Consider the following 25237-nt stretch of genomic DNA (forward strand, 5'->3'; position numbering starts at 1 on the left):
CTCGCAGCGGGGCCGGAGCCGTCAGCGCCGGATCAACCGCTCGGCGGCCGGGCGGCGATGCTCCCAGCCGGCGCGCTCCAGTTCGGGTGTGTCGGCGGACGCGACGGGATAGCCGAGGCAGAAATAGCCGATAAAGGTCCAATGCTTGGGCACGTCGAGCGCCTGCCCGATCTCGGCGGGATCGAGGATCGAGACCCACCCGAGGCCGATCCCATCCGCACGCGCCGCGAGCCACAGCGTGTGCACCGCCATGACCGCCGAATAGGCGGCGGTCTCCACCATCGTGCGGCGGCCGAGACCGTGCCCCTGCTCCGGGTCCGGCTCGGCGAACACGGCGAACTGCACGGGCGCGGCGTCGAAACCCGCAAGTTTCAACCCGGCGTAGAGCGCGGCGCGCTCGCCCGCCTGTTGCCCGAGCGCCGCCCTGTTCTCCCGCTCGAACGAGGCGCGCACCGCCACCCGCCGCTTGGCGTCCGCCACCTCGACGAAGCGCCAGGGTTCGCAGAGGCCGACGGAGGGCGCGAGCGAGGCGGTGGCCACGAGACGTTCGAGTGTTCCCGGCGGCAGGGGGTCGGGGCGAAAGCGACGCACGTCGCGGCGCCAGCGCAGGAGATCGCCAAGGTTCTCGCGGAACGCATCATCGAAGAGTGGCCCGGCGCGAGCGGCGCTCAACCCCGTTCGAGCTTCAGCGTGATGCGCTCGATGACGTCGGAGACGCCGAGGAGATGGTCGGTCAGGCGCTGGTCGCTCTGCGCGGCGAAATGCGAGGCATCGCCCTGCCGGTCCTGCAACTGGGCGATTTCGGCTTCGAGAGCCGCGACGCGCCGGCGCTGCTCGTCGAGTTCGTCGGTCGCCATGATCGCGGCCATCACCGTCAGCCGGAGATCCCCGATCTCGCCGAAGGAGCCGCGCAGTTCGGTCATCCGCGCGTCGACTTCGGCGGCCAGCCCCTGCAGATGGGCCTCCTCGCCCTCGGCGCAGGCCATGCGATAGGTCTTGCCATCGATGCTGACGACGATCTGGGGCATGGGAACAATCCTGTACGGGGCGCCGGGCGTGGCGCTCGGGTTCGAGCGCGGCCGAAGGGTCAGGCGCGGCGGGCGAGAACGTCGCGGATGGTTTCCATCGCCGTGACGAGACGGCGCGAGACCTCGCGGTTGGCCGCCTCGAGGCGCTGGGCTCGCGTCAGCGCCGTGTCGAGTTCGGAGGCGAGGCGCGAACGGTCGGCGGTCATGCGCTGCACCTCCTCCTCGGCGGAGACGACGATGTGGTCGCGCGAGAGGCGCGCATCCACCGCGCCTTCGAGACGCTCCATCGCCTGCTGCAGGCGAAGGGTCGCGTCTTGCAGCGGGGTCCCGGCTCCCATGAGCGCCCTTTCTCGTTCCATTCGTCCCGGCCGATGCCCGCCGCCGCGGCGCGGCCGACACCTCGTCTCCCGCTTTAGCCGCATCGCGGCGGCGTGAAAAGCGCCGCGTCCCGATTGGCCCCGTGCGGCTGCGCCCGGCAATTGACAGGAGCCGGCAGCCCGTGATGTCTGCGACGGCAAATAACGGCGCGCTCGAAGGGCTCGCGCGCGCGAAAAGCCGGCCTTGCCCCTTTCCCCGGCGCTCGAACGCTTTATGAAGCGGATGAACTTGGATGCCGGGCCCCGTGGGTCGGACGTCCCCGCAAGTCTGCCGCGCCCGGCCGTCCGCCGTCGCGGCTCCGGACGGCCCATCCCGGACCCGTCCCTCCAGGAGAAGAAGACCATGGCAGTTCGCGTCGCCATCAACGGATTCGGCCGCATCGGCCGGAACGTGCTCCGCGCCATCATCGAGTCCGGCCGCACCGACATCGAAGTCGTCGGCATCAACGACCTCGGCCCCGTCGAGACCAACGCCCACCTCATCCGCTTCGATTCGGTCCACGGCCGCTTCCCGGGAACCGTCGTCGTGTCCGGCGACACGATCGACGTCGGCCGCGGCCCGATCCACGTCTCGGCCGAGCGCGATCCGAAGAACCTGCCCTGGGCCAAGCTCGGCGTCGACGTCGCGCTCGAGTGCACGGGCATCTTCACCGACCCCGCGAAGGCCTCGGCGCATCTGGAAGCCGGCGCCAAGAAGGTCGTGATTTCCGGCCCGCTCTCCTCCTCGCCGAACGGCGAGAAGACGATCGTCTTCGGCGTCAACCACGACACGCTGGCCGCCGGCGACACGATCATCTCGAACGCCTCCTGCACCACCAACTGCCTCGCCCCGGTCGCCAAGATCCTGCATGAAGCCATCGGCATCGACACCGGCTTCATGACGACGATCCACTCCTACACCGGCGACCAGCCGACGCTCGACACGATGCACAAGGACCTCTACCGGGCTCGTGCCGCCGCCCTGTCGATGATCCCGACCTCGACGGGCGCCGCCAAGGCGATCGGCCTCGTGCTGCCGGAACTGAAGGGCAAGCTCGACGGATCCTCGATCCGCGTGCCGACCCCGAACGTCTCGGTGGTGGACTTCAAGTTCGTCGCCAAGCGCTCGACGAGCGTCGAGGAGATCCAGGGCCTGATCCGCGCCGCGGCCGACGGCCCGATGAAGACCATCCTCGGCTACACCGACGCGCCGAACGTCTCCCACGACTTCAATCACGACCCGCATTCGTCGGTCTTCGCCATGGATCAGACGAAGGTGCTCGACGGCACGTTCGTGCGCATCCTCTCCTGGTACGACAACGAATGGGGCTTCTCGAACCGCATGTCGGACACCGCGATCGCCCTCCACAAGGTCGGCTGAGCGCCATGCTCTTCCGGCCCCTCGCCGCGCGCAACGTCCGCTGGGCGCCGCTCGACGGCGAGGGGCTGGAGCACCTGCATCTGACGGCGACGCCGGATGGGATCGCGGCGCGCTCCGTCGTGATCGGCGAGCGCGGCGGGGTGTCCTACGGCGTCTCCTACGACATCCGCTGCGACGCCGAGTGGCGCGTCACGCAGCTTCACCTCGAAGCCGCGCATGGCGACCGGCTGGCGCTCACGAGCCCTGAACCCGGCCGGTGGCTCGCCGCCGACGGCACCGAGCGCGCCGATCTCGCCGGCTGCATCGACATCGATCTCGCCGGCACGCCCTTCACCAACACGCTGCCGATCCGCCGTCTCGGGCCCGCGCTCGGCACGGCCACCGAGCTTCGCATGGCCTACGTGCCGTTCGACACGTTCGAGCCCTTCGCCGATCAGCAACGTTACCGTGCCATCGAGCCCGGCCGGCTCTATCGCTACGAGGCGGTGGACGGCGCGTTCGACGCCGACCTGCCGCTCGACGAGGACGGCCTCGTTCTCGACTACCCCACCCTCTTCCGCCGCCTCTAGCCCGCGAACAGGCCGGGCCGCACCGATGGAGACCCCGATGACCCTCTTCAAGACGCTCGACATGGCCGACCTCTCGGGCAAGCGCGTCCTCGTGCGCGTCGATCTCAACGTGCCGATGAGGGATGGCGCGGTCACCGACGCGACGCGCATCGAGCGCATCCTGCCGACGATCCGGGCCGTGACCGAACAGGGTGGCAAGGCGATCCTGCTCGCCCATTTCGGCCGGCCGAAGGGCAAGGTGGACCCCGCGCAGTCGCTGGAGCCGATCGCCGCGGTGCTGACGGAGAAGCTCGGGCGTCCCGTGGGTTTCTCGGCCGACTGCGTCGGCCCGGTGGCCGAGGGCATCGTCGCCAACATGGCGGCCGGCGACGTTCTGCTCCTGGAGAACACGCGCTTCCACGCGGGCGAAGAGGCCAATGACGAGACCTTCGTCGCCGCCCTCGCTTCGCTCGGCGACGTCTACGTCAACGACGCCTTCTCGGCGGCACACCGCGCCCACGCCTCGACGGAGGGGCTCGCCCACCATCTGCCTTCCTATGCCGGCCTCACCATGCAGGCCGAACTGGAGGCGCTGGAAAAGGGTCTCGGCAAGCCCGAGAAGCCGGTGATCGCCATCGTCGGCGGCGCCAAGGTCTCGACGAAGATCGATCTCCTGCAGAACCTGGTGAAGCAGGTGGACTGCCTCGTCATCGGCGGCGGCATGGCCAACACGTTCCTCGCCGCGCAAGGCAAGGATGTCGGAAAGTCGCTTTGCGAGCACGATCTCGCCGATCTCGCGCGCACCATCCTCGCGAACGCCGAAGAGGCCGGCTGCACCATCCTCCTGCCGACCGACGCGGTGATCGCCCGCGAGTTCAAGGCCAACGCCGCGAGCAAGACGGTGCCGGTGGACGCCGTGCCGGCCGATGCGATGATCCTCGACGTCGGCACCGAAAGCGTCGCGGCGATCACCGCCTGGATCGACAAGGCCAAGACGCTCGTCTGGAACGGCCCGCTCGGCGCCTTCGAGATCCAGCCGTTCGACCGCGCGACGATGGCGGCCGCAAAGCACGCCGCCGCGCGCACGAAGGCGGGCCATCTCGTGTCGGTCGCCGGCGGCGGCGACACGGTGGCGGCGCTCAACGCGGCCGGGGTGGCCGGCGACTTCACCTATGTCTCGACGGCGGGCGGCGCCTTCCTCGAATGGATGGAAGGCAAGCCGCTGCCGGGCGTCGACGCCCTCAAGGCCTGACGCGACACAGCCAAGACCGATGCGCGACGCCGCCCTCTCCTGGCTTCTCCTGCCGGTCTACGTCTGGCAGGGGATCGGCCTTCGACGCCGCATCGAGCGGATGATCCCGCCGGCCGGCCCCGCTCACGGCGCCTTTGGCCATTGTGCCGGGCAAAGGGACGTGACGGCCACGCATGGGTCGCCCGACGGCGACGACCTGGGTGACGGCGGCGCGATCCGCCTTCTCGTCCTCGGCGACAGTTCGGCCGCGGGCGTCGGGGTCGAGCGGATCGAGGAGGGCCTTGCCTGTCGCCTCGCCGAGCGGCTGCATGTCCTCACCGGCCGCCCCGTCTTCTGGCGCGCGGCAGGCTTCAACTCCGCCGTCTCGGCGGACCTGCGCGATCATGTCGTTCCGAACCTCGTCCGCGAGCCCTACACGCACATCCTGCTGACCACGGGCACAAACGACGTGAAGAACTTCCACGGCGCGCGCCGCTTCAAGCGCGAGTTCGGCGGCCTGCTCTATACCCTGCGCGCCCGTTGGCCGGACGCGCGCATCGTCTGGTCGCCGCCGGTGGACATGCTGCGCGTGCCCGCGCTGTCGCCGGGTCTGGCGAAGGTGCTGCATCACCGCGATCGGGTGCTGGCCCGCCTCGGCCGACGCTTGTGCCTGGAGCGCGGCATCCTGCCCGCCACGACATTGCCCCGTGTCGAGCAGGCGGGTTTTGCCCGCGACGGCTTCCACGCCTCGGCGGACGGCGCCGCCTACGCGGCGGGGCATCTGGCGGGCTATGTGCTCGGCGCGGCCGGCACCAACTCGTCGCTCATCAGGGCCGCGACCGGGCGCGACGCCGGTGCGAAGCCAAGCGGCGAAGCGGGCTCCTGATCCTCGCCGACGCGGAACGTGTTGCGACCGGCGAGCTTGGCGGCGTAGAGGGCGGCATCGGCTCGCGCGACCAGCCGCTCCGTGTCGTCGCCCCGATGATGCGCGACGCCGATGGACGCCCCGATCCGGCAGATCACCGTACCTTCGACGATGGGCTGACGCAGCGCTGCGACCGTCGCCGCAGCCAGCGTCTCGGCCAGACCCGCCTCGCCTTCGAGGATCACGGCGAACTCGTCGCCGCCGATCCGCGCCACGAGAAGAGCCCCCTGGCAGACCGATGCGATGCGCCCCGCCGCCGCCTTCAGCACGCGGTCTCCCTGCGCATGGCCATGGGTGTCGTTGACGGCCTTGAACCCGTCGAGATCGACCAGCAGCAGCGAGAACCCGCCCTGATCGGCGACTGGTGCCGTCAGCCCGTCGAGCCGGGCCTGGAACGACATGCGGTTGGCCAGCCCGGTCAGCGGCTCGTGTTCGGCCACATAGCGCAGGCGCTCCAGAAGCACCCGTTCGTCGGTGATGTCCCGCTTGACCCCGAAGATGCGATGCGCCGTGCCGTCGCGCCCCTCCACGGTGGCGGTGATGCGGATCCAGCGTCGCCGACCGAGCAAGGTGGTGATTTCGGCATCCAGCTCGAATTCGCCGAGAGTGCGGATGGCCTCGTCGCGCAGCGTGTCCAACTCCGCGCGGCTGGCCGCCGAATAGCATTCGAGGATGCGGCGGCGGTCGGGCACCCTGTCGCGCGGCAGGTCGAACAGGCGGTACACGCCCTCGGTCCAGAGCAGCCGCTCGCCCGGAAGCGAGCATTCCCACACGCCCATGCGGGCGGCCCGGAAGGCCAGTTCGAGAACTCGGCGATCGTGCGAGAGCGCGCGAGATGCGCTTGTTTTGCTATCAGGATGGGTCATCGGCAAACCTGTCCGTTCGCGACGGAATTCGAACGTGGCACGCAATGGTTGCGATTGTATATCGACGTAACACGTCAGTGGCTGGCTATCGAACCAACCGGCTTGATCGGAGGGCTATTTCATCGGCTCAGTCCCCCTCGTCCTCGTAGCCCACGAGATGCAGCGGGCGGGCGCGCACACCCTTGAGCGCGCACCAGCGCACCAGCGCCTCCTCGCGCCCATGCGTCACCCACACCTCCTGCGGGGCGATCTCGGCGATGGTCTCGACGAGTTCGTCCCAGTCGCAGTGATCGGAGAGGATCAGCGGCAGCTCGACGCCGCGCTGGCGGGCGCGTTGGCGTACGCGCATCCAGCCCGACGCGAAGCACGAGACGGGATCGGGAAAGCGCCGCGCCCATTTGTCGGCAAAGGCGGAGGGTGGGCCGACGACGATGGCGCCGGCAAAATCCGCCTTCTTCGCCCCGTCCTCCGTCTTCGAGGCCGCGATCGTGGCGGGCCTGAGATCGCCGAGCGCGATGCCCTCGCTCTCGTAGAAGTCGCAGAGCTTCTTCAGCGCGCCGTGGATGTAGATCGGGCTGTCATAGCCCTCCTCGCGCAGCATGCGGATGACCCGCTGCGCCTTGCCGAGCGCATAGGCGCCCACGAGATGGGCCCGCTCGGGAAATTGGCGGGTGGACTGGATCAGCTTGCGCATTTCGGCGCGCGATTCCGGGTGGCGGAAGACCGGCAGCGCGAAGGTCGCCTCGGTGATGAAGACATCGCAGGGCACCGGCTCGAAGGGCTCGGCCGTCGGGTCCTCGCGCCGCTTGTAGTCGCCGGACGCGACGATCCGCATGCCGCCCCATTCGACGAGGATCTGCGCCGAGCCCAGAACGTGGCCGGCTGGGTGGAAGGAGACGGTGACGCCGTTGATCACGGTGCGCTCGCCCCATTCGGCGGTCTGGCGCGTCACCGCGAAATCCTCGCCGTAGCGCAGGGCCATGATCGCAAGCGTCCGGCGCGTCGCCATCACCGCCTCGTTGCCGGGGCGCGCGTGGTCGGCATGGCCGTGGGTGACGAGCGCGCGCGCCACCGGCTTCACCGGATCGATGTAGAAATCGCCGGGCGGGCAGTAGAGGCCCTTCGGGGTCGGTCGCAGGAGATCTTCGAAACGGGCCATGGCGTCGCAGATAGGCCGCCATGCGATGGCTGGAAGAACCGGGCGCAGTCAGCGACGACCCTTGGGCCCGGCACCGTCCGGGAGAAACCGCTTGCGCCCGGCGCTCGCGCGCCGCCATAAGCCTCTCGCCCTTCCGGAACCGATCCCCCGTGCCGCTCGACCCCCACCGCTCCGGCGACCCGCTCGCCGACCGCCGCGCCGACTATGCGGAAGCCTATGCAAAGGCGCGCGACTTCGCCGCAGCCGCCGACCTGATGCGCCAGGCGCTGGCGCTCGCGCCCGGCTGGACGCTCGGGCGCATGCGGCTCGCGAGCTTCCTCGAGGAGGCCGGCGCACGCGAGGAGGCCGGAACGGTCTATGCGCAGGTCGCCGCCGGCAATGCGGACGATCCCTACGGCGCCGGTCTGAAGCTTGCCGCGCTCGGCCTCGCGCAGGCACCCGCCGCGCCGCCGCCGGCCTTCGTCGCCGGCCTGTTCGACCAGTATGCCAACGGCTTCGAGACGCAGCTCGTCGAGCGCCTCGGCTACCGCGTGCCCGATCTCCTCTTCGCGACACTCGCCGAAGTCGCGGACGAGCCCTTGCATTTTGTCCGCGCGCTGGATCTGGGCTGCGGCACCGGCCTGATGGGCGAACGCCTGCGCCCCGTATGCGACCGGCTGGAGGGCATCGACCTCTCGGTCGGCATGCTCGAAAAGGCCCGCTCCAAGCGCCTCTACGACACGCTGACCGAATGCGACGTGCTCGCCGCCGGCAAGGGGCACGAGGGCAGCTACGACTGCGTCGCCGCCGCCGACGTCCTTACCTATCTCGGCGACCTCGCGCCGGTCTTTGCCCATGTCGCGACCCTGCTCGCCCCCGGCGGGCTCTTCGCCTTCTCGGTCGAAGCCGACGACGAGGCGGCCGGTTTCACGTTGCGCCCCTCGCTGCGCTACGCCCACGCGCCTGCCGAACTCGCCCGCCTGCTGATGCTCGCCGGCTTCGAGCCGCTGCTCGAGCAGCGGGCCGAGCTGCGCCGCGACCGGGGCGAGCCGGTGCTGGGCGCGATCATCGTCGCGCGCCGCCTGTCTCACCTGGCATAGCTCCCCTGCGCACCAGCCGATTGCGCTTGTCCGCAGCTCGGCTCATTGTTTCGCAGATGCGAGAGAGAAGGAACAAAGCCATGCCGAGCGCCGGGATCGAAGCGGGCGACCAAGCGGCGGCTCCTTTGCCAAGCGAGACGCTGCGCGAAAGCCAGGCGCTGCGCCGGGCCCATCGCTTCGGCAACTGGGCAGCCACCGCGACGCGCCATTCGCCTTGGGAAGACGCGCTCGGCGTCCTCGCGGGCGTGACGCTGACGGCCGTCGGCATCGCCATTCTCGGCCATCTCGGCTTTCTCACCGGCGGCATGGCGGGCCTCGCCTTCGTCGTCCATTATCTCACCGGATGGAATTTCGGCGCGGTCTTCTTCGTCCTCAACCTGCCGTTCTACGTCTTGGCCATCGGCCGCATGGGCCGCTCCTTCACGATCAAGACCGCCTTCGCGGTGGCGCTTCTCTCGGTCATGACCGCGTTTTCCGGCGACGTTCTGCGCTTTGCCGACGTCCAGCCGCTGCTCGGCACCTGCCTCGGCGGGCTGATGATCGGCTTCGGCCTGCTCGCCCTCTTCCGCCACCGCGCGTCGGCCGGCGGCGTCGGCATCCTCGCCGTCTACCTGCAGGACCGCTTCGGCTGGCGCGCCGGCCTCACACAGATGAGCGTTGATCTCCTCGTCCTCGTCTCCGCCTTTGCCGCCGTCTCACCGCTGGCCGTGCTCTATTCCGTGATCGGCGCCGTCGTCCTCAACCTCTTCCTCGCCATCAACCACCGCACCGACCGCTATCTGGCGGTCTGAACTCAACCTTCGCGTGTGAATCGGCCCTTGCGTTTGTTGACACTGCGCCCGGCAAATGATTTCGCTCGCAGAAAGCAGGAGTTTCCAGCGTGCGCACAATGACGCAGCTTATCCGTTATGGCTTCGTCGGCGTTCTCAATACTGCGATCACCGCGGCCGTCATTCTCGCACTGACCTTTTTGGGCTTCGACCTACTGCTGGCGAACGCGCTTGGCTTCGCCGCCGGCCTTCTCAACAGTTTCCTGCTAAACCGCCGTCTGACGTTCAGGGCTGGCGCGAGTTCGACGCGGACGAAACTCAGTTTTCTGGTCGGCTTCGCGCTGTGCTACGCGCTAAATCTCTCGATCGTCATGGCGCTGGACGGCGTGCTGCATCCTGCGGCAACCCAGTTGGCGGGAATGATCGTCTACAATCTCTCGTTCTTCGCATGGATGAAGTTCCGGGTGTTCAAGGTGGAGACCCATGCGAACTGAGTATCGCGCAGACCTCGTGATTCCCTGCTTTCACGAGGAGGATGCGCTTCCCGAGACGGCGCCTGTGATCCTCGCCTACATGCGCGGATGCGTCGAGGATCCGACGAACGGCCTTACCGGCTTCAGGATCCTATTCGTTGACGATGGAAGCCGCGACCGGACCTGGCCGATCATCGCTGCTCTCGCCGCAGAGAACACCGAAGCGGAAGGCGTGAAGCTTTCACGCAATTTCGGCCATCAGGGTGCGCTGCTCGCGGGGCTCGCTCATGCGGACGCCGACGTCGTGATCTCGCTCGACGCCGATTTGCAGGACGACATCGCCGTCATCCGCGACATGCTGCGGGCCTACGAGGCCGGCAACGATCTGGCGCTTGGCGTCCGGTCCGATCGCAGGAGCGATCGGTGGGCGAAACGCGAGACGGCACGGCTCTACTACCGGATCCTGTCGGCCCTTGGCGTCCGCATCGTGCCGGATCACGCCGATTTCCGGCTGATGTCGCGACGCGCCCTGAAGGCGCTACTTGCCTACGACGAAGCCAATCTCTTCCTGCGCGGGATCATCCCGCTCATCGGGTTTCCGGTGGCGCTCGTCCCCTATGCCAGACTGGCACGCACCGCGGGCGAGACGAAATACACGATGCGCAAGATGCTGCGACTGGCGATCGACGGGATTACGTCCTTCTCCGTCGTGCCGCTTCGCGCCATCTCTGTGCTTGGACTGATCGTCTTCGGACTGTCCGTCGCGGCCGGCCTCTATGTGGTGCTGCAGCGTTTTCTGTTGCCGAGTTCGGTGGTGCCCGGCTGGGCATCGACACTGCTGCCATTGCTGCTGCTCGGCGGCATCCAGATCCTGTCGGTCGGCGTCATCGGCGAGTATCTCGGCAAGATCTACCTCGAGACCAAGCGGCGCCCTCGCTTCACCGTCGAACGCCTGACAGATGTCTCCCGTGACCACTAGGGTTCGGCCCGTCGAGGCCCTTCTCGGCGTCGCGCTGGTCGGCCTCGCGCTGCTGTTCGTCCGGCACTACGTCTCTATCGAGCATCCCGCCTACATCTGGGACTGGGGTGGCTATTACGACATCTATCGGCGCTTCTCCCGGCTTCTGGCGAGCGATGCCGGCGCGTTCTGGACGGCCCTGCAGTCGTCCGTCGCCTACGACAATTACAACGCCGCCCCGGTCGTCCCCATCCTGCCGGTCGCGCTTCTCTTCGAGGAAGGACGCAGTCCCTTCGTCGCAGCGATCGTGGTCGTCTACCTTATCCCGGCGAGCCTGCTGATGGGGCTGTTGGCGCGCAGGGCCCTGCGCGAGGCGAAGGTCGAGCTCGGACGGCTCGAATCCTGCCTGCTCCTGTTCATGAGCCTCGCCTTCTTCCCGATCTGGCCGTCGGCGCTGCGGGGCATGCCTGACTCGGTCGCGCTGATTCCGCTCGGTCTTGCCACACTGATCCTGCTTCGCACCGATTTTCTGCGGCGGGCCTCGCTCGTGCAGGCCTTGCAGATCGGCCTTCTCGTCTGGTGCGCGTTCCTGCTGCGACGGTGGTATGCCTTCGCCTGCCTTGGGCTGCTGTCGGCGTCGGCCCTGTTCTGCCTGATCTCCGTCCTGCGCTCTCCGGAGCGGAGCGTCTCCGCGATCGTGCGTCCCGCACTCCTGCACATCCTCGCCGGGCTCGTCATCGTCGCGTGCCTTGCCGTCGTCCAGCGCCCGCTGGCGCTGGAGATCCTGCGCACCTCCTACGCCGACATCTATGCCGGGTATCAAGTCGCATTCCCCACTCAGTTCTGGATCCTCTGGGTTCGTCTCGGCACGCCGCTGGTCGCACTCTTCGCCATCGGGCTTCTGCTGGCGGCTATGGCGCGCAACACCACGATCCTGTTCTGCACGCTGGCCGGCGTCCTCGCCCATGCCGGCTTCATCCGGACGCAGTCGCCCTCGATCCAGCACACGTTGCCGCTGTTCTTCTGGATGTTCCCGGCCATCGCTTACGGCGTTGTCGTGCCAATCCAGGGGATGGCGCGAAGTTTCGCGTGGCCTTCGGCAGCGCTCGCCGCCACGTTCTTCGCCTCGGCCTTCCTCGCGTCCTTCTTGCCGGGGCCGCGGGCCGCCCTTTCGTCGCTGACCTTCCTCTATCCCGCCCACCCCATTCTTCCCCTGCAGCTCGAGAATTACGACGAGTATCGACGGCTGGTAAGCGACCTGCAGACGCAGACGGATGCGAAGGATCAGGTCGGCGTGTTCGCCTCGAGCGAGGTTCTGTCCGACGCGTTGCTGCGTGTTCTCGATCCCGCTTCCGCCGATCGCTTTGCCATCGTCTCGCAGGTCGATCTCGTCGAAGGCCTCCGCCTCGCCCCGCTGCGTGCGCGATATGCCGTCGTCACGACGCCGCCGACCATTCACATGCAGCCCGAGTTCCAGCACGTGATCACGCTGCCGGCCGAGAGCATCGCGACGGGAACCGGTTTCGGCGCAGCCTATCGCCAGATTCTCGGGCCCTATCGCCTGGGAGCGACGATCGAGGCCTTCGTCTTCGAACGACAGCGCCCGCTCACCGACGCCGATATCGCCGAGATCGGGACCTCTCTTCGTGCCATCTATCCCAACTGGACCCTCGACGGGACCGAGAGGATCCGAGCCGCAACGGTGCAATAGACGCAAGCCGCGACGACGCGGCACGCCGGAGCTGCCTCTTGGCCTTTGGCGGATCGGGCATACCTTTGCCTGGGTGACCCTGCTCGCCCCGCCCCGTCCGACTGATGTTCCCGGCTTCGCCCTGCCGGAGCCGTTTCTGCGATGGTTCGCGGCCAAGGGCTGGGCGCCGCGGCCGCATCAGCTCGACCTGCTGGCGCGGGCCGAGAACGGCGCGTCGGTGCTGCTGATCGCGCCGACGGGGGCGGGCAAGACGCTGGCGGGGTTCCTGCCCTCGCTCGTCGACCTGACGCGCCGGCCCAAGCGCCGGCCGGGCACGCGCCCGCCGGGCATCCACACGCTCTACATCTCGCCTTTGAAGGCGCTGGCGACCGACATCCAGCGCAACCTCGCCGGTCCCGTCGAAGAGATGGGGCTGAAGATCACGATGGAGGCCCGCACCGGCGACACGTCGCAGTCGCGCCGCCAGCGCCAGAAGCTGACGCCGCCCGACATTCTGCTGACGACGCCCGAGCAGTTGGCGCTTCTGATCTCGGGCACGGATGCCGAGACCTTCTTCTCGGACCTTCGCTACGTCATCTTCGACGAGTTGCACTCGCTGATCACCTCCAAGCGCGGCCACCTTCTGGCGCTCGGCCTCGCGCGGCTGCGCAAGCTGCGCCCTGCCATCCAGACGATCGGCCTCTCCGCCACCGTCTCGGACCCCGACGAGCTGCGCGAATGGCTGGTGGCGCAGGTGCCCGAGCGCATCGATCCCGACACGGGCGAGATCTTCCCGGGCCACAGCCCGATGGCCGATCTCATCGTGGTGGAGGGCGGCGCCAAGCCGGAGATCACCATCCTGAAATCGCGCGAGCGCGTGCCTTGGCAGGGGCACACGTCGCGCTATGCGATGCCGGAGGTCTACGAGGCTATTAAGGCGCACAAGACGACGCTGCTCTTCGTCAACACGCGAAGCCAGGCCGAGAACCTGTTTCAGGCGCTGTGGCGGATCAACGAGGAGACGCTGCCGATCGCGCTGCATCACGGCTCGCTCGACGTGTCGCAGCGCCGGCGCGTCGAGGCGGCAATGGCGGCCAACGAGCTGCGCGCCGTGGTGGCGACCTCGACGCTCGATCTCGGCATCGACTGGGGCGACGTCGATCTCGTGGTGCATGTCGGCGCGCCGAAGGGCGCCTCGCGCCTCGCCCAGCGGATCGGGCGATCCAACCACCGGATGGACGAGCCTTCGAAGGCGATCCTCGTGCCGGCCAACCGCTTCGAGGTGATGGAGTGCCAGGCGGCGCTCGACGCCAACTATCTCGGCGCGCAGGATTCGCCGCCGATGCGCGAGGGCTGCCTCGACGTCCTCGCCCAGCACGTTCTCGGCATGGCCTGCGCCGCCCCCTTCCGCGCCGACGACCTCTATGCCGAGGTGACGGCGGCGGCGCCCTACAAGACCCTCGACCGCGAGACTTTCGACGCGGTGGTGGATTTCGTGGCGACGGGCGGCTACTCGCTGCGCGTCTACGAGCGCTACGCCAAGATCCGGCTGACCGAGGACGGCACGTGGCGGGTGACGCACCCGTCCGTAATCCAGAACTACCGGATGAACGCGGGCACGATCATCGAATCGGAATCGCTGCTCGTGCGGCTGGTGCGCGCCAAGACGAAGTCGGCAATCTCGCGCGGCGGGCCGGTGCTCGGCAAGATCGAGGAGAACTTCCTCGAGACGCTCAGCGTGGGCGACACCTTCCTCTTCTCCGGTCAGGTGCTGAAGTTCGAGGGCATCCACGAGATGGAGTGCCTGGTGACGAAGACGCAAAGCGAGGAGGCCAAGGTCCCCTATTACGGCGGCCAGAAGTTTCCGCTGACGACCTTTCTCGCGGAGAAGGTGCGCGAGATGCTGGGCGACCGGGAAAAGTGGGGGGCGCTGCCCTCGCAGGTCGGCGAGTGGCTGGAGATCCAGAGCCGCAAATCCGTCATTCCCGGCCCGAACGATCTCCTCATCGAGACCTTCCCGAACGGCAACCGCTTCTTCCTCGTGGCCTATCCGTTCGAGGGCCGGCTCGCGCACCAGACGCTCGGCATGCTGCTGACACGCCGGCTGGAGCGCCTGCGCGCCAAGCCGCTCGGCTTCGTCGCCACCGACTATGCCCTGTCGATCTGGGGGCGCGGCGATCTCGGCGCGATGATCGCGGACGGGCGCCTGAAGCTTGACGAACTCTTCGACGAGGACATGCTCGGCGACGATCTCGAAGCCTGGATGGCCGACAGCTGGCTGTTGAAGCGCACCTTCCGGCAATGCGCCATCATCGCCGGCCTCGTCCTGCGCCACCAGCCCGGCCGCGAGAAGACCGGGCGGCAGATGACGGTGTCGTCGGATCTCGTCTACGACGTCCTGCGCGCCCACGAGCCCGACCACATCCTCCTGCGTGCCACCTGGGCGGACGCGGCGACCGGCCTCCTCGACGTGCGCCGCGTCTCGGATCTCCTCGCCCGCATCAAGCACCACATCCTGCACCGCGACCTCGACGAGATCTCGCCGCTGGCTGTGCCCATCATGCTGGAAGCCGGCCGCGAGCGTGTGGAGGGCGAGGCCCGCGACGAGCTTCTGGAGGAAGCGATGGAGCAGGAGATGGTCATCAAGGCGCTGAGCGAAGTGACGGATTTCAGGTCGAACTATCTCTGACAGAGTTGCCTCTTGTCTTGGTGTATCCGCACTGACCAGCATATCGGTTCAATGACGGTCGTTGTCGCCGGCCCATATGGCACCCTCTGCCCCAGCTGACGGCGCGAACAGCGAACGCGCGCACTACGCCTGTGACGCGCAGTACAGGCCCTTCCACCGCTTCCGGTTGAAACATACAGTTAGAAGCCGAATCGAGGAGAGGTGCCCATGAGTATGGAAGAAAAACTTCGCGCGCTAAGCGAGCGGATCAAAAACCACTCCAGCGCGATGCTGACGGAAGAAGCCGTCAAGACGTCAGTTGTTCTGCCCTTTTTGAACGCACTGGGCTACGATGTCTTCGACCCGGCGGAGGTCATTCCTGAATTCACGGCGGATGCCGTGGGAAAAAAGGGCGAGAAAGTCGATTATGCCATCAAGATCGATGGCCAAATTCGAATACTTATTGAATGCAAGCCGCTAACAACAAATTTAGATAAAGTTCATCTTGCTCAGCTTTATCGATATTTTTCTGTAACAGATGCAAAATTTGCGATCCTAACTAATGGTCGAACCTTCAACTTTCACACCGACCTTGAAGCCCCTAACAAACTTGATGATCGCCCATTCCTAACATTTGATCTTTCTGAACTTAATACCGCTCTTTTCCCGGAGCTCACAAAATTTGTTAAGGACGGCTTCGATGTTGAAGGCGTTCTTCAATCAGCACATCGGCTAAAATACACTTCTGGTATCAAGAAGAAGATTAGCGAACTTATGGACGAGCCGAACGAAGATTTCATTCGAATGGCGATTGCAGACGTCTACGAAGGTCGCTTCACAGCGGCGATCAAAGAACAGTTCGGGCCAATGGTGAAAAACGCGTTCCGCGAAATGCTCAGAGATATGGTTCAGTCTCGTATCACGTCTGCACTTGCGACGACGAACGTCGTCGAGATGGAACCGGTCGAAGCCCCAAAGGCGTCCGACGAGGAGGAGATCGTAACTACCGAGGAGGAAAAAGAAGGGTATATGATCGTCCGTGCTATTGCGCGAGAGGTGATCCCTGCAAGCAGAATCATGATGCGCGATCAACGCAGCTATTGTGCAATTCTCGTAGACAATAACAATCGTCGACCTCTAGCTCGTTTATGGTTCAACAGATCCGTTAAATACATCAGCATATTTGAAGGCAAAGAAGAAAAGAAATTTAGAATAGATACGCTGGACCACATCTACGATTACAGTGAAAATATACGGTCGACAGCAAGATCCTACGCGGCCACTCAAGCAAAAGAACAAACGCCTGAGGTGGCCGAGCAGTAGACATTCATAGCATGCTGTAATCAATGCCCCGCCGACATTTCCAGCGCATCCGCCCGGTTCTGGATGGTCAGCTTGTCGACGGTGGTCTGGGACGCCGCGTTGAGGCCGATCACTTCGGTTTCCACGCCGGCCTTGCGGAAGCGCAGCACCACCTTGTCGAGGGCGCCGACGCCGGTGAGGTCCCAGATGTGGGCGCGCGAGACGTCGATCACGACGCGGGCGAGCGGCTCCCTGGTGTCGAAGGCCTCGATGAACTGGCCGGCCGAGGCGAAGAAGACTTGGCCCTCCACGACATAGGTCCGCTCGCGACCGTCCACCGAGCGGGTGGAGGAGACCGCGAAGATCTGGGCGATCTTGGAGGCGAAGAACAGGCCGGAGAGAAGGACGCCGGCGAAGACGCCGAGCGCCAGATTGTGGGTCCAGACCACGATGATCACAGTCGCCAGCATCACCACCGAGGAGCGGCGCGGATGGGTGACGAGGCTCTTCAGCGAGCCCCAGTCGAACGTGCCGATCGAGACCATGATCATGATCGCAACGAGCGCCGGCATCGGGATGACAGCCACCCAGTCTCCAAGCACCACGATCATGAACAGCAGCGCGACGCCGGCAAAGAAGCAGGACAGCCGGCCGCGCCCGCCGGAGCGGATGTTGATGCCGGACTGGCCGATCATGGCGCAGCCCGCCATGCCGCCGAAGAAGCCGGTGACGAAGTTGGCGATGCCCTGCCCGACGCATTCGCGGTTCTTGTCGGACGGGGTGTCGGTGAGATCGTCGACGACCTGCGCGGTCATCAGCGACTCCAGAAGGCCGACCATGGCGATGCCCACCGAATAGGGGGCGATGATCCGCAGCGTCTCGAAGGTGAAGGGCACGTCGGGCAGGAAGAAGGTGGGGACGCTCGACGGCAACTGGCCCATGTCGCCGACATTGCGCACGTCGATGCCGAAGACGAGCGCGGCCGCGGTGACCGCCACGATGGCCACGAGCGGGGACGGCACCGCCTTCGTCAGGTACGGGAAGAGGTAGATGATGGCGAGCGCCGCGGCGACGAGCACGTAGGTCATGGCGGGAACGCCGATGAGTTCGGGCAGCTGCGCCAGGAAGATGAGGATCGCCAACGCGTTGACGAAGCCGGTCATCACCGAGCGCGAGACGAAGCGCATGAGGTCGCCGAGCCGGGCGAAACCCGCGATGGCCTGGATCGCGCCGGCCAGCACCGTGGCGGCGAAGAGATATTGAAGGCCGTGGTCGCGAACGAGCGTCACCATGAGCACGGCTGTCGCGGCGGTGGCGGCCGAGATCATGCCAGGGCGCCCGCCGAAGATCGAGATCAGCACCGCGATCGAGAAGGAGGCGTAGAGGCCGACCTGCGGATCGACGCCGGCGATGATCGAGAAGGCGATGGCCTCGGGGATCAGGGCGAGCGCCACCACGAGCCCGGAGAGAAGATCTCCCCGGACGTTGCCGAACCAGTCGGCTTTCCAGTTTTGGGTCGAGAACATGGGAGGAAACAACGAGTATCTGGACGACGTCCCACGCACCCTCGACGGGCCGTGCGGTCGCAAATTGTCGAACGTCGTCTGGATGGGCCGAGGGATAGGCGCCCGGCATAGCCACCCGGGAAAGACGTCGCCCGGGTCCTTGTGCGCGGGCTTCATCGCTTAAAAACCGGTAAAGATCAACTGGCCATGGTTTCATGGCCTGGGCGGCCGGGCGGGATGACGCAGGGCCTTGCGATCGCCACGAAGATGGATTCTTCAGGGAACAAGAGACGAACAGCTGACGACTTCAGAGCGAACGCGCATGAACATGATCCAGCGGCGACTGCGACAGGGCGAGCAGGCCGGCGTCGAGACCGAGTTGAACGGCGGCACGCTCGTCTGCGACCCGTCGGGCATCCTGTTCTCGCCGGGCGAGAGCCTTCTCGTCGTTTCCGACCTGCATCTGGAGAAGGGCGCGGCCTTTGCCCGGCGCGGCATGATGCTGCCGCCCTACGACACCGCCGCCACGCTGGCGCTGCTCGAATCCGCGATCCGGCGCTACGAGCCGCGGCGTGTCGTGTGCCTGGGTGACAGCTTCCACGACCGGCACGGCGCGGCCTTCATGCCGGCGATCTACCGCGAGGCGCTGAACGCCCTGATGAAGGGGCGCGACTGGATCTGGATCGTCGGCAACCACGACCCGGAGCCGCCGGCTCTCTTGGGCGGCGAGACCACCGAGGAGGCTGCGATCGGCCCCTGGCTGCTGCGCCACGAGCCGACGCCGCACCCGCGCGCAGGCGAGATCGCGGGCCATCTCCATCCGGTGGCGAAGGTTTCGGGCAACGGGCGTTCGGTGCGCGGCGCGTGCTTCGCGACCGACGGCACGCGCATGGTGATGCCCTCCTTCGGCGTCACCACGGGCGGGCTCAACGTTCTCGACCGGGCCTTCGCGGGGCTCTTCGCGCCCGAGTGCGCGAAAGCCTACGTCATCGGCGTCTCGCGCATCTACCCGATCCCCTTCACCGCGCTCTGCGCGCGGTGAAGGGTCTGTGAGCTTCGACGCTCAGTAGGCCGCGACTTCGTTCGTCGCGAAGGCGAGCGCGACCATGCAGGCGACCACGACGAGCGTCAGCACCAGCCGCTGGCGGGCGAACCACGGCGTCTCGATGCGGCCTTCCTGGATGGCGGTGACGTCCCAGACGCCCTGCACGATGAAGGCGACGGCGAAGCCGACGAAGGTCCAGGGCGCCGGCATCAGGACGATCACCCAGGCCGCGATCGAGGGCAGCACCGAGAGCGCCACCGTGGTCGGGCTCTTGCGGCCGTTCTCGTTCAGCGCCGCGCCCCAGCGGATGCCGCCGAGGAAGGACAGGATGATCGCGGCATAGGCCGAGACCGCGAACCAGAGATCGGGCGGCGCCATGATTTCGGAGTTCGACAGGATGAGCGCGGTGCCCACGACGAAGGGGATGAGCCCGCCGATCCCCAGGATCCAGGTGGCGCGCACGAGCTGGTCGGCCCGCGAGCGGAGCGGTGCGTCGTGATGGTCGGTTGTCATGCGTTCAGTCCCGTTTGAAGATGATCCGGCCGAACCAGCCGGTGAAGATGGCGACCGCCACCGCCAGAAGTCCGTAGAGGATGCCGTTGCGCGCCGCGAAGACCGAGATCTGGTTCTCGATGCCGGTCTTGACCACCCAGAGGTCCTCGCTTCTCTCGCGCACGAAGACGCCTTCGCGAAACAGGATCGCACGCGCCACGTGCCGCCCCACCGGCAAGTCGGCCGGCAGAACGAGATTGGCGCGAAACAGCGTCGACGACACGAACTCGATCGACCCCACGGTCTCGGTGAAGAGACCGCTGGACGTCTTGAGGCGACGCAGGGCCTCGGCATATTCGTCCACCTTCCCTGCCCCGGCCTGACGCACCCGCATCGGCTCGAAGGCGAGGTCGTCGGTGCCGATGCTCATCTGCCGCAGCACGAGCGGCGGGGCGATGTCGCGCACCGGCCGGGTGCTCGCCAGGGAATAGGAGGTGGGCACATCGCGGAAGCGCTCCGATCCGCGATTGATCCAGACGCCGAAGAAACGGCTCTTCTCGCGCACCACGAGATCGCGCTTGGGGCCCTCCAGCAGGACGACGATGTCGTAGCGCCCCTGCCGCAGGATTTTCTGGTCGGCATTGTCGAGCGCCCCGAACACCACGAGCCGTGCACCGCCGAAGCTGGTGCCGACCGCGATCGTATCGGTGGAGAGGCCGATCTCGAAGGATTCGGCCACCGGCCGCGCGTCGACGGGCTCTTCCGCTCCGCTTGGCGTTGGCTCGGCGAGCGCCTGCGCGCTCGCGGGCAGCGCCAGGAGAAGCCCCAGCGCCGCAAGGGCCAGGAGCGCCCTCACACGCTTTCACCGCTCGGCAGCGAGATCGAAAAGATCTCGCCGGGCACCACGACGAGTTCGGCGAAGAGGCGGATGGCGACGGCGAGAACGAGCAGCGCGAGGAGCGCGCGCAGCTGCTCGCCGCGCAGCTTGCGGCCGGCCTCGGCGCCGAACTGCGCCCCGACCACGCCGCCGATCATCAGGAGAAAGGCCAGCACGATGTCGATCGTGCCGTTCGTCGCCGCCTGCAGCACCGTGGTCGAGGCCGCCGTGAACATGATCTGCACGAGCGAGGTGCCGATGACGACGCTGGTGGGAACGCGCAGGAGATAGATCATCGCCGGCACCATGATGAAGCCGCCGCCGACGCCCATGACCGAGCCGAGAATGCCGATCACGAATCCGAGCCCGAGAATCGGAATGGCGGAAACGTAGAGCTTCGAACGCTTGAAGCGCATCTTCAGCGGCAGGCGCTGGATCCAGTTGTGGTGGCTGGATCGGCGCACCTCGCCCGAGCCCCCGCCCTTCACCCGGCGCATCGCCTGGACGCTCTCGCTGAGCATCAAGGCACCCACCGTGCCGAGCATGACGACGTAAAGGATGGAGACGGCCAGATCGAGCTGCCCGATGCGGCGCAGCAGCGTGTAGAGCCAGACGCCGACGGCCGAGCCCAGAACGCCGCCGACGATCAGCATCGCCCCGAGCTTCAGGTCGACCGTGCCGCGCTTGTAGTGCGCCAGCGCCCCGGAGAAGGAGGCGGCGATCACCTGGTTGGCGCCGGTGGCGACGGCGACCGCCGGGGGAATGTTGTAGAAGATGAGAAGCGGGGTGATCAGAAACCCGCCGCCGACGCCGAACATGCCCGACAGGAAGCCGACCGCCGCGCCCATGCCGACGATGACGAAGATGTTGACCGAGATCTCGGCGATCGGGAGATAGAGCGTCACGGGCGTCGTCTCGCGAGGCGAGAGGGATGGCTGCACCGGAAAAGGGGCGGAACCGTCTTGGCCCGCCCCCTTCCCCAAGTCAATTCACGCGAGGGGCCCCGTTCAGGCGTCCTTGCGCTCCAGAAGCGCGCGGATCAGCGGCTCGTCGATCTTGCCGGTGGCCTGCAGGCCCGACTTCTCCTGGAACTCGCGGATGGCGGTGGTGGTCTGCGAGCCGACCACGCCGTCGGGGCGACCCGGGTTGTAGCCGAGCTTGATCAGGATCGCCTGCACGTTGCGCACGGCCCGGCCCATGTCGACCGAGGCGGTCTGGTCGCCCTTGGCGGACCAGGCTGGCGGGATCTCCACCGTGTTCGCGCCCTCGTTGCGGGCGGCCGGCTTCCAGGCGGCGACCTCGGCGTCGATGCGGGTGCGCACCTCCGGCGACAAGGTCTTGCCGACCTCTTCCATCTTGGCCAGCGCGTCCTTGTCGCCGGCCTGGCCGACGATCTGGAACCAGCGGTAGGACTGCGACAGGTCCTGCTCGACGCCGGCACCGCGGGCATAGAGGATGCCGAGATTGTACTGGCTGTCGCGCATGCCGTGATCGGCAGCCTTCACGAACCACTGCGCCGCCGTCTCGGGGTCGGACTTGCCCTCGATGCCGGTGGCATAGAGCACCGCCAGATTGTGCATGGCGCGGATGTTGCCCTGGTCGGCGGCCAGGAGATACCAGTCGCGCGCAGCGCCCGTGTCGCGGCCGATGCCGTTGCCCTTCTCGAAGAGCGTGCCGACCGAGTACTGTGCCGGGGCGAAGCCGCGCGAGGCGGACTGACCGAACCAGTTAAGCGCGGCGACCGGATCGGACGGCGCGGACCGGCCCTCCATCAGGCGCAGACCCACCTCGAACATCGCCATCGGCTCGCCCTTGGCGACGGCTTCGCCGAGCGCGGCGGGGCCGATGCCGTCGGGCATGGCGGGAACCGCGCCACGCGCCGCTTCCGGCAGCTTGGCCTCGGCGCTGGCGAGGAGCGTGCCCTGCGCCGTTGCGGCAACCGGGGCAACGTTTACGGCGGGCTCGGCGGCGACTTCGGCCGTCACCGGCATCGTCGCGGTGGCAGTGATGGGTGCTTCGACCGTCGGCAGTTCGGCAGCGGGTGCCTCGGCGACCACGGGCGGCGCCACCTCTTCGGTCGCAGCGCTCATCTCGGCCGGGGCCGGGGCCGGGACGATCGTCGCGGTGCTTTCGGTGTCGAGCACCGGAGCGGGCGTCTCGATTGCCGGGGTCGGAGCTGCGGCGGCGATCTGCGAGCCGTCGTCGACTTCGGCGACCGGCGCGGCGACGACGCCGTCCTGCGGGCCGAAATAGGCGCGGCCGAGCGGCATGGCCATGAGCGCCAGAAGCACCGCGCCCACCGCCATGAGGATCGGCTTGCGACGACGGCCGGCCTGATCCTTCGTGGTCAGGCCATCGGCGTCGGCATCGGTCCGGTCACGGATCGCCTCGGCTTCGGCGGCGGCCGCCATCGCCGCCTTGCGGGCGGCAGCGATGAAGTCGGCCTTGGCCAGCGGCTCGCCCGTCGGTGGCTCGATGCCGCGCTGCTGCTGGCGCACGCGCTCGATGAGCGCGGCGATGTCGGGCGCGCCGGAGCCGGGCTCGAGCGGACGATTGGCCTCGCGTGTCGCGACGCTCTCGGCGGCGTCGATGGAGGGTGCGTCGATGAGCAGGGGCGCATTCGAACGGATCAGGGCGGCAGGTTCCACGCTCGGCAGGGTCGCGGCGACGGGATCCGCCATGACGGCGACGGTCGGATGCACGCGTTCGGCGAGGGTCGGCACCTCGGCGGCCGGCTCCTTGCCGCCGCGACGCGTTAGGTGACGGTTGATCGCGGCGCGAAGGCCCTTCGGCTCGGCGTCGGGTGCGGCCTCGGAGGCGGCCCAGTCGATGCGACCGGCCGAATCCTGCGACGGCTGGACCGTCTTCGACTCGTTCGCCGCATCGCTGCGCAGCTCGCTCTCGATCGCCGTCAGCCGCTCGACGATCTTGTGCAGCGTCGTATGGACGGCGTCGAACACGCCGAAGGCGCGCTCGTCGCTTTCGCGGCAGAGGGTCTCCAGATTGCGCAGGTCCTGCGCGAGTTCGCGTACATACTCGTTCTCGCGGCGTCCATCCTCGCCCTGCATGCGGCGCACGGCCTCGTCCGCAGCGGTGCGGGCGGCCATGAGGATCGAGTCGCGGTTCTCGTCGAGCTGGCGCTCCAGCGCGTCGAGGCGGCGGGAGACCTCCGAGCCCTCTTCGCCGAACGCGATCGGCGCACCGGCGAGATGATCGGCGAGACGGCCGATCTGGGCTTCGAGCGCCATCATGACGGCGGGATCGACGCCCTTGGCGCCGGCCGACAGCTCGATGCGCTCGGCCAGTTCCGTCAGGCGCGCCTCGAAACGAGACGACGTGTCTTTGGGTTCGGAGTTGGCGAAGAGGATCTCGACGCGCTCGGCAAGCGTGTCGATGCGGCGACCGAGATCGGCATCGGGCCGGGCGCCCAGTTCCTCGACGCGCTCGGTGAGGACCGCGATCTGTTCCGACAGGAGATCGGCGTCGCCGGCCTCGGACAGGCGCTCGACGCGCGAGGCGATCTCGGCGACGCGCGCCTCGATCCGCTCGATCGGCGCCATGTCGAGGGAGACCTGACGATGGACGGTGGCCGAGACGATCGCCGCGGAAATCTCGTCGAGTCGCTCTTCCAGAACCGAGAAATGATCGAGATCGGGTTCGCGAATTTCGGCGGCCAGCAGTTCGACGCTTTCGGCCAGCGCCTGGATGCGCGCCTCCATCTGGTCGATCTGCAGGATCTCGGGCAGGCCGACGAGCGCCAGCTCGATCTCGCCCATGCGCTCCGACAGGCGGGCGATGCCGCCTTCCACAGCCTTGGTTGAGAACCGCTCGGCCATCGCGTCGAAGCGGGCATCGAGGGCTTCGGGAGCGTTCTGCTCGACGATGAGGTCGAGCTTGGTGCGCAGCGCGCCGAGTTCGTCGCGCAGGAAGCGCGTCAGCGTCTCCTCGGTCTGGATCCGCGCGGTCTCGAGATAGCGCGACTCGAACTCTTCCCAGCGCTGTTGGACGGCGAGGATCTGCTCCTCGGTGGCGAGCGAGCGGAGCGAGCCGCGCAGACGCTCCAGCTCGACGCGCAGATCGCGCTTGGCCTGATTGTCGAGCTCGATGCGGTCGCCGATGCGGGTCTCGAACGCATCCCAGCGCCGCTGCACGGCTTCGACGGATTCTTCGCGCGCCAGCTGGCCGACCATCGCGGCGACCGAATCGAGTTCGGTGCGCAGCGCGTCGAGCGAGGTCTGGTCGGCGGTGCCGGCGGTCAGCTCGGTCAGCGCCTCCATGATCTCGAAGATCTCGGCGCCGATCCGATCCGGCCCCTCGCGGTCCGCGATCATCTGCTTGAGGTCGGCGAAGGAGCGGCGAAGTTCTTCGAGGCGCGGCGAGAGGTCGGGCGTCTCGCGGGCCTGGATATCGGCGCGAAGAGCCGACAGCTCCTCCGCGAGATCCTTCACCATGGCGAGCGTCGCGCCCTGAAGCTGGATCTGCTCGACCTCGCCGGCGATCGTGCCCATGCGACGCTCGATCGGCGAACCCGCGCGGGTCGGCCTGGTCCGGGGCGCGGGACGATCCGACACCGGGTCGGCGCTCAACTGCCGTTCCACGGTCAGGGCGGAGACGGCGTCGGCGAGCGACGGGCGACGGGCGCGGCGCTCGGCAGCCATCATCCGCATCCGCTCACCCGGCGCCTCGCTTGCTTCCGACAGGGACGACTCGTCACCGGTCGCGGCCGGCTCGTCGCGCTTGGCGCTCGACAGTCTGGACAGGCGGGCTTCGAGGTCTTCGAGGGTCTTCGACAAGGACGAAAAGGAGGAATCGGACGATTTCGCGTCGGTTTCGGCTCGTACCTTCAAGTGCGGTTCATTCCGAGACATCTCATCGCTCCTCTCG

Annotated in this window: 22 protein-coding genes and 1 other annotated feature; of the genes, 12 read left to right on the forward strand and 10 right to left on the reverse strand. The window is 67.3% G+C overall.

What is annotated here, in order from left to right; translation table 11 throughout:
* Window positions 1–21 precede the first annotated feature (21 nt).
* The 3 genes from bluB to AUL33_RS04805 are packed head-to-tail and all read right to left on the reverse strand — an operon-like array spanning window position 22 to window position 1366.
* Entirely contained in the window at window positions 22–672 is a 651-nt protein-coding gene (bluB, locus tag AUL33_RS04795) for a 5,6-dimethylbenzimidazole synthase (protein WP_062204477.1), read from the reverse strand.
* Window positions 669–1028, reverse strand: coding sequence for a cell division protein ZapA (locus AUL33_RS04800; protein ID WP_062204479.1), 360 nt, complete (start codon window positions 1026–1028; stop codon window positions 669–671). The genes bluB and AUL33_RS04800 overlap by 4 nt, the downstream gene beginning before the upstream one ends.
* A gap of 59 nt (window positions 1029–1087) precedes the next feature.
* Window positions 1088–1366 (reverse strand): DUF4164 domain-containing protein, encoded by a 279-nt coding sequence (locus tag AUL33_RS04805; RefSeq protein WP_062204481.1) that lies wholly within the window; start codon window positions 1364–1366, stop codon window positions 1088–1090.
* Between the two features lie 382 nt (window positions 1367–1748).
* Here AUL33_RS04805 and gap point away from each other — a divergent pair, with 382 nt between their 5' ends.
* From gap to AUL33_RS04825, 4 genes are read left to right on the forward strand one after another with little or no spacing between them, the layout of a single operon-like run.
* Complete coding sequence (gene gap / locus AUL33_RS04810; protein ID WP_062204484.1) at window positions 1749–2765, forward strand: type I glyceraldehyde-3-phosphate dehydrogenase; 1017 nt, start codon at window positions 1749–1751, stop codon at window positions 2763–2765.
* 5 nt (window positions 2766–2770) lie between these two features.
* Window positions 2771–3334, forward strand: coding sequence for a putative glycolipid-binding domain-containing protein (locus tag AUL33_RS04815; RefSeq protein ID WP_062204487.1), 564 nt, complete (start codon window positions 2771–2773; stop codon window positions 3332–3334).
* Window positions 3335–3371: 37 nt separating this feature from the next.
* Entirely contained in the window at window positions 3372–4565 is a 1194-nt protein-coding gene (gene pgk, locus AUL33_RS04820; protein WP_062204618.1) for a phosphoglycerate kinase, read from the forward strand.
* Between the two features lie 19 nt (window positions 4566–4584).
* Window positions 4585–5430, forward strand: a complete 846-nt coding sequence (locus AUL33_RS04825; RefSeq protein ID WP_082652316.1) for an SGNH/GDSL hydrolase family protein — start codon at window positions 4585–4587, stop codon at window positions 5428–5430.
* Here the strand turns inward: AUL33_RS04825 and AUL33_RS04830 are convergent.
* The gene (locus AUL33_RS04830) at window positions 5334–6335 is read right to left on the reverse strand and encodes a GGDEF domain-containing protein (protein WP_082652317.1); all 1002 of its coding nucleotides are present in this window, start codon (window positions 6333–6335) and stop codon (window positions 5334–5336) included. The two genes, AUL33_RS04825 and AUL33_RS04830, sit on opposite strands and share 97 nt — an antisense overlap.
* Before the next feature lie 127 nt (window positions 6336–6462).
* Window positions 6463–7494, reverse strand: a complete 1032-nt coding sequence (locus tag AUL33_RS04835; protein WP_062204491.1) for a ligase-associated DNA damage response exonuclease — start codon at window positions 7492–7494, stop codon at window positions 6463–6465.
* Window positions 7495–7643: 149 nt separating this feature from the next.
* On the opposite strand from AUL33_RS04835, the gene AUL33_RS04840 reads away from it, so the two are divergent.
* From AUL33_RS04840 to AUL33_RS04870, 7 genes are all read left to right on the forward strand, one after another.
* Window positions 7644–8573, forward strand: a complete 930-nt coding sequence (locus tag AUL33_RS04840; RefSeq protein ID WP_062204493.1) for a class I SAM-dependent methyltransferase — start codon at window positions 7644–7646, stop codon at window positions 8571–8573.
* An 80-nt stretch (window positions 8574–8653) separates the two neighbouring features.
* Complete coding sequence (locus AUL33_RS04845; RefSeq protein ID WP_082652319.1) at window positions 8654–9364, forward strand: YitT family protein; 711 nt, start codon at window positions 8654–8656, stop codon at window positions 9362–9364.
* 98 nt (window positions 9365–9462) lie between these two features.
* Window positions 9463–9837 carry a GtrA family protein gene (locus AUL33_RS04850; RefSeq protein WP_062204495.1) on the forward strand — a complete coding sequence of 125 codons (375 nt, stop codon included), beginning with the start codon at window positions 9463–9465 and terminating at the stop codon, window positions 9835–9837.
* Window positions 9827–10795, forward strand: a complete 969-nt coding sequence (locus tag AUL33_RS04855; protein WP_062204498.1) for a glycosyltransferase family 2 protein — start codon at window positions 9827–9829, stop codon at window positions 10793–10795. The genes AUL33_RS04850 and AUL33_RS04855 overlap by 11 nt, the downstream gene beginning before the upstream one ends.
* A complete protein-coding gene (locus AUL33_RS04860; protein ID WP_062204501.1) occupies window positions 10785–12485 on the forward strand; it encodes a hypothetical protein in 1701 nt (566 codons plus the stop codon). The genes AUL33_RS04855 and AUL33_RS04860 overlap by 11 nt, the downstream gene beginning before the upstream one ends.
* 73 nt (window positions 12486–12558) lie before the next feature.
* A complete protein-coding gene (locus AUL33_RS04865; protein ID WP_244491980.1) occupies window positions 12559–15153 on the forward strand; it encodes a ligase-associated DNA damage response DEXH box helicase in 2595 nt (864 codons plus the stop codon).
* Between the two features lie 207 nt (window positions 15154–15360).
* Window positions 15361–16455, forward strand: coding sequence for a type I restriction endonuclease (locus tag AUL33_RS04870; RefSeq protein ID WP_062204504.1), 1095 nt, complete (start codon window positions 15361–15363; stop codon window positions 16453–16455).
* 20 nt (window positions 16456–16475) lie between these two features.
* Here the strand turns inward: AUL33_RS04870 and AUL33_RS04875 are convergent, their stop codons facing one another.
* A complete protein-coding gene (locus AUL33_RS04875) occupies window positions 16476–17960 on the reverse strand; it encodes a SulP family inorganic anion transporter (protein ID WP_062204507.1) in 1485 nt (494 codons plus the stop codon).
* Between the two features lie 81 nt (window positions 17961–18041).
* Window positions 18042–18102: a sequence feature (sul1 is cis-regulatory element that is thought to sense ions involved in sulfur or methionine metabolism; They are found in Alphaproteobacteria), on the reverse strand.
* A gap of 165 nt (window positions 18103–18267) precedes the next feature.
* Here AUL33_RS04875 and pdeM point away from each other — a divergent pair.
* The gene (gene pdeM, locus AUL33_RS04880) at window positions 18268–18981 is read left to right on the forward strand and encodes a ligase-associated DNA damage response endonuclease PdeM (protein WP_374754406.1); all 714 of its coding nucleotides are present in this window, start codon (window positions 18268–18270) and stop codon (window positions 18979–18981) included.
* A 21-nt stretch (window positions 18982–19002) separates the two neighbouring features.
* On the opposite strand, the gene AUL33_RS04885 is transcribed toward pdeM, so the two are convergent.
* The 4 genes from AUL33_RS04885 to AUL33_RS04900 all read right to left on the reverse strand — a co-directional run bounded on the left by AUL33_RS04885 (window position 19003) and on the right by AUL33_RS04900 (window position 25146).
* Window positions 19003–19497 carry a DUF3429 domain-containing protein gene (locus AUL33_RS04885; RefSeq protein WP_062204512.1) on the reverse strand — a complete coding sequence of 165 codons (495 nt, stop codon included), beginning with the start codon at window positions 19495–19497 and terminating at the stop codon, window positions 19003–19005.
* Window positions 19498–19501: 4 nt separating this feature from the next.
* The gene (locus AUL33_RS04890; RefSeq protein ID WP_062204515.1) at window positions 19502–20332 is read right to left on the reverse strand and encodes a TIGR02186 family protein; all 831 of its coding nucleotides are present in this window, start codon (window positions 20330–20332) and stop codon (window positions 19502–19504) included.
* Window positions 20329–21258 (reverse strand): sulfite exporter TauE/SafE family protein, encoded by a 930-nt coding sequence (locus tag AUL33_RS04895; protein WP_062204518.1) that lies wholly within the window; start codon window positions 21256–21258, stop codon window positions 20329–20331. The genes AUL33_RS04890 and AUL33_RS04895 overlap by 4 nt, the downstream gene beginning before the upstream one ends.
* A gap of 102 nt (window positions 21259–21360) precedes the next feature.
* Window positions 21361–25146: a peptidoglycan-binding protein gene (locus tag AUL33_RS04900; RefSeq protein ID WP_062204521.1), complete on the reverse strand. Its 3786-nt coding sequence runs from the start codon at window positions 25144–25146 to the stop codon at window positions 21361–21363.
* Window positions 25147–25237: the final 91 nt, after the last annotated feature.

This window comes from Aureimonas sp. AU12, assembly GCF_001463705.1.
Classification (GTDB): Bacteria; Pseudomonadota; Alphaproteobacteria; order Rhizobiales; family Rhizobiaceae; genus Aureimonas.

Bases quoted from the DNA above. Each gene is read 5' to 3' on its own strand.
- AUL33_RS04850 (WP_062204495.1), top strand. From the start codon at position 9,463: ATGACGCAGCTTATCCGTTATGGCTTCGTCGGCGTTCTCAATACTGCG.
- pdeM (WP_374754406.1), top strand. From the start codon at position 18,268: ATGATCCAGCGGCGACTGCGACAGGGCGAGCAGGCCGGCGTCGAGACC.
- AUL33_RS04815 (WP_062204487.1), top strand. From the start codon at position 2,771: ATGCTCTTCCGGCCCCTCGCCGCGCGCAACGTCCGCTGGGCGCCGCTC.
- AUL33_RS04870 (WP_062204504.1), top strand. From the start codon at position 15,361: ATGAGTATGGAAGAAAAACTTCGCGCGCTAAGCGAGCGGATCAAAAAC.
- AUL33_RS04830 (WP_082652317.1), bottom strand. From the start codon at position 6,335: ATGACCCATCCTGATAGCAAAACAAGCGCATCTCGCGCGCTCTCGCAC.
- gap (WP_062204484.1), top strand. From the start codon at position 1,749: ATGGCAGTTCGCGTCGCCATCAACGGATTCGGCCGCATCGGCCGGAAC.
- AUL33_RS04885 (WP_062204512.1), bottom strand. From the start codon at position 19,497: ATGACAACCGACCATCACGACGCACCGCTCCGCTCGCGGGCCGACCAG.
- AUL33_RS04835 (WP_062204491.1), bottom strand. From the start codon at position 7,494: ATGGCCCGTTTCGAAGATCTCCTGCGACCGACCCCGAAGGGCCTCTAC.
- AUL33_RS04825 (WP_082652316.1), top strand. From the start codon at position 4,585: ATGCGCGACGCCGCCCTCTCCTGGCTTCTCCTGCCGGTCTACGTCTGG.
- pgk (WP_062204618.1), top strand. From the start codon at position 3,372: ATGACCCTCTTCAAGACGCTCGACATGGCCGACCTCTCGGGCAAGCGC.
- AUL33_RS04845 (WP_082652319.1), top strand. From the start codon at position 8,654: ATGCCGAGCGCCGGGATCGAAGCGGGCGACCAAGCGGCGGCTCCTTTG.
- AUL33_RS04875 (WP_062204507.1), bottom strand. From the start codon at position 17,960: ATGTTCTCGACCCAAAACTGGAAAGCCGACTGGTTCGGCAACGTCCGG.
- AUL33_RS04855 (WP_062204498.1), top strand. From the start codon at position 9,827: ATGCGAACTGAGTATCGCGCAGACCTCGTGATTCCCTGCTTTCACGAG.
- AUL33_RS04805 (WP_062204481.1), bottom strand. From the start codon at position 1,366: ATGGGAGCCGGGACCCCGCTGCAAGACGCGACCCTTCGCCTGCAGCAG.
- AUL33_RS04800 (WP_062204479.1), bottom strand. From the start codon at position 1,028: ATGCCCCAGATCGTCGTCAGCATCGATGGCAAGACCTATCGCATGGCC.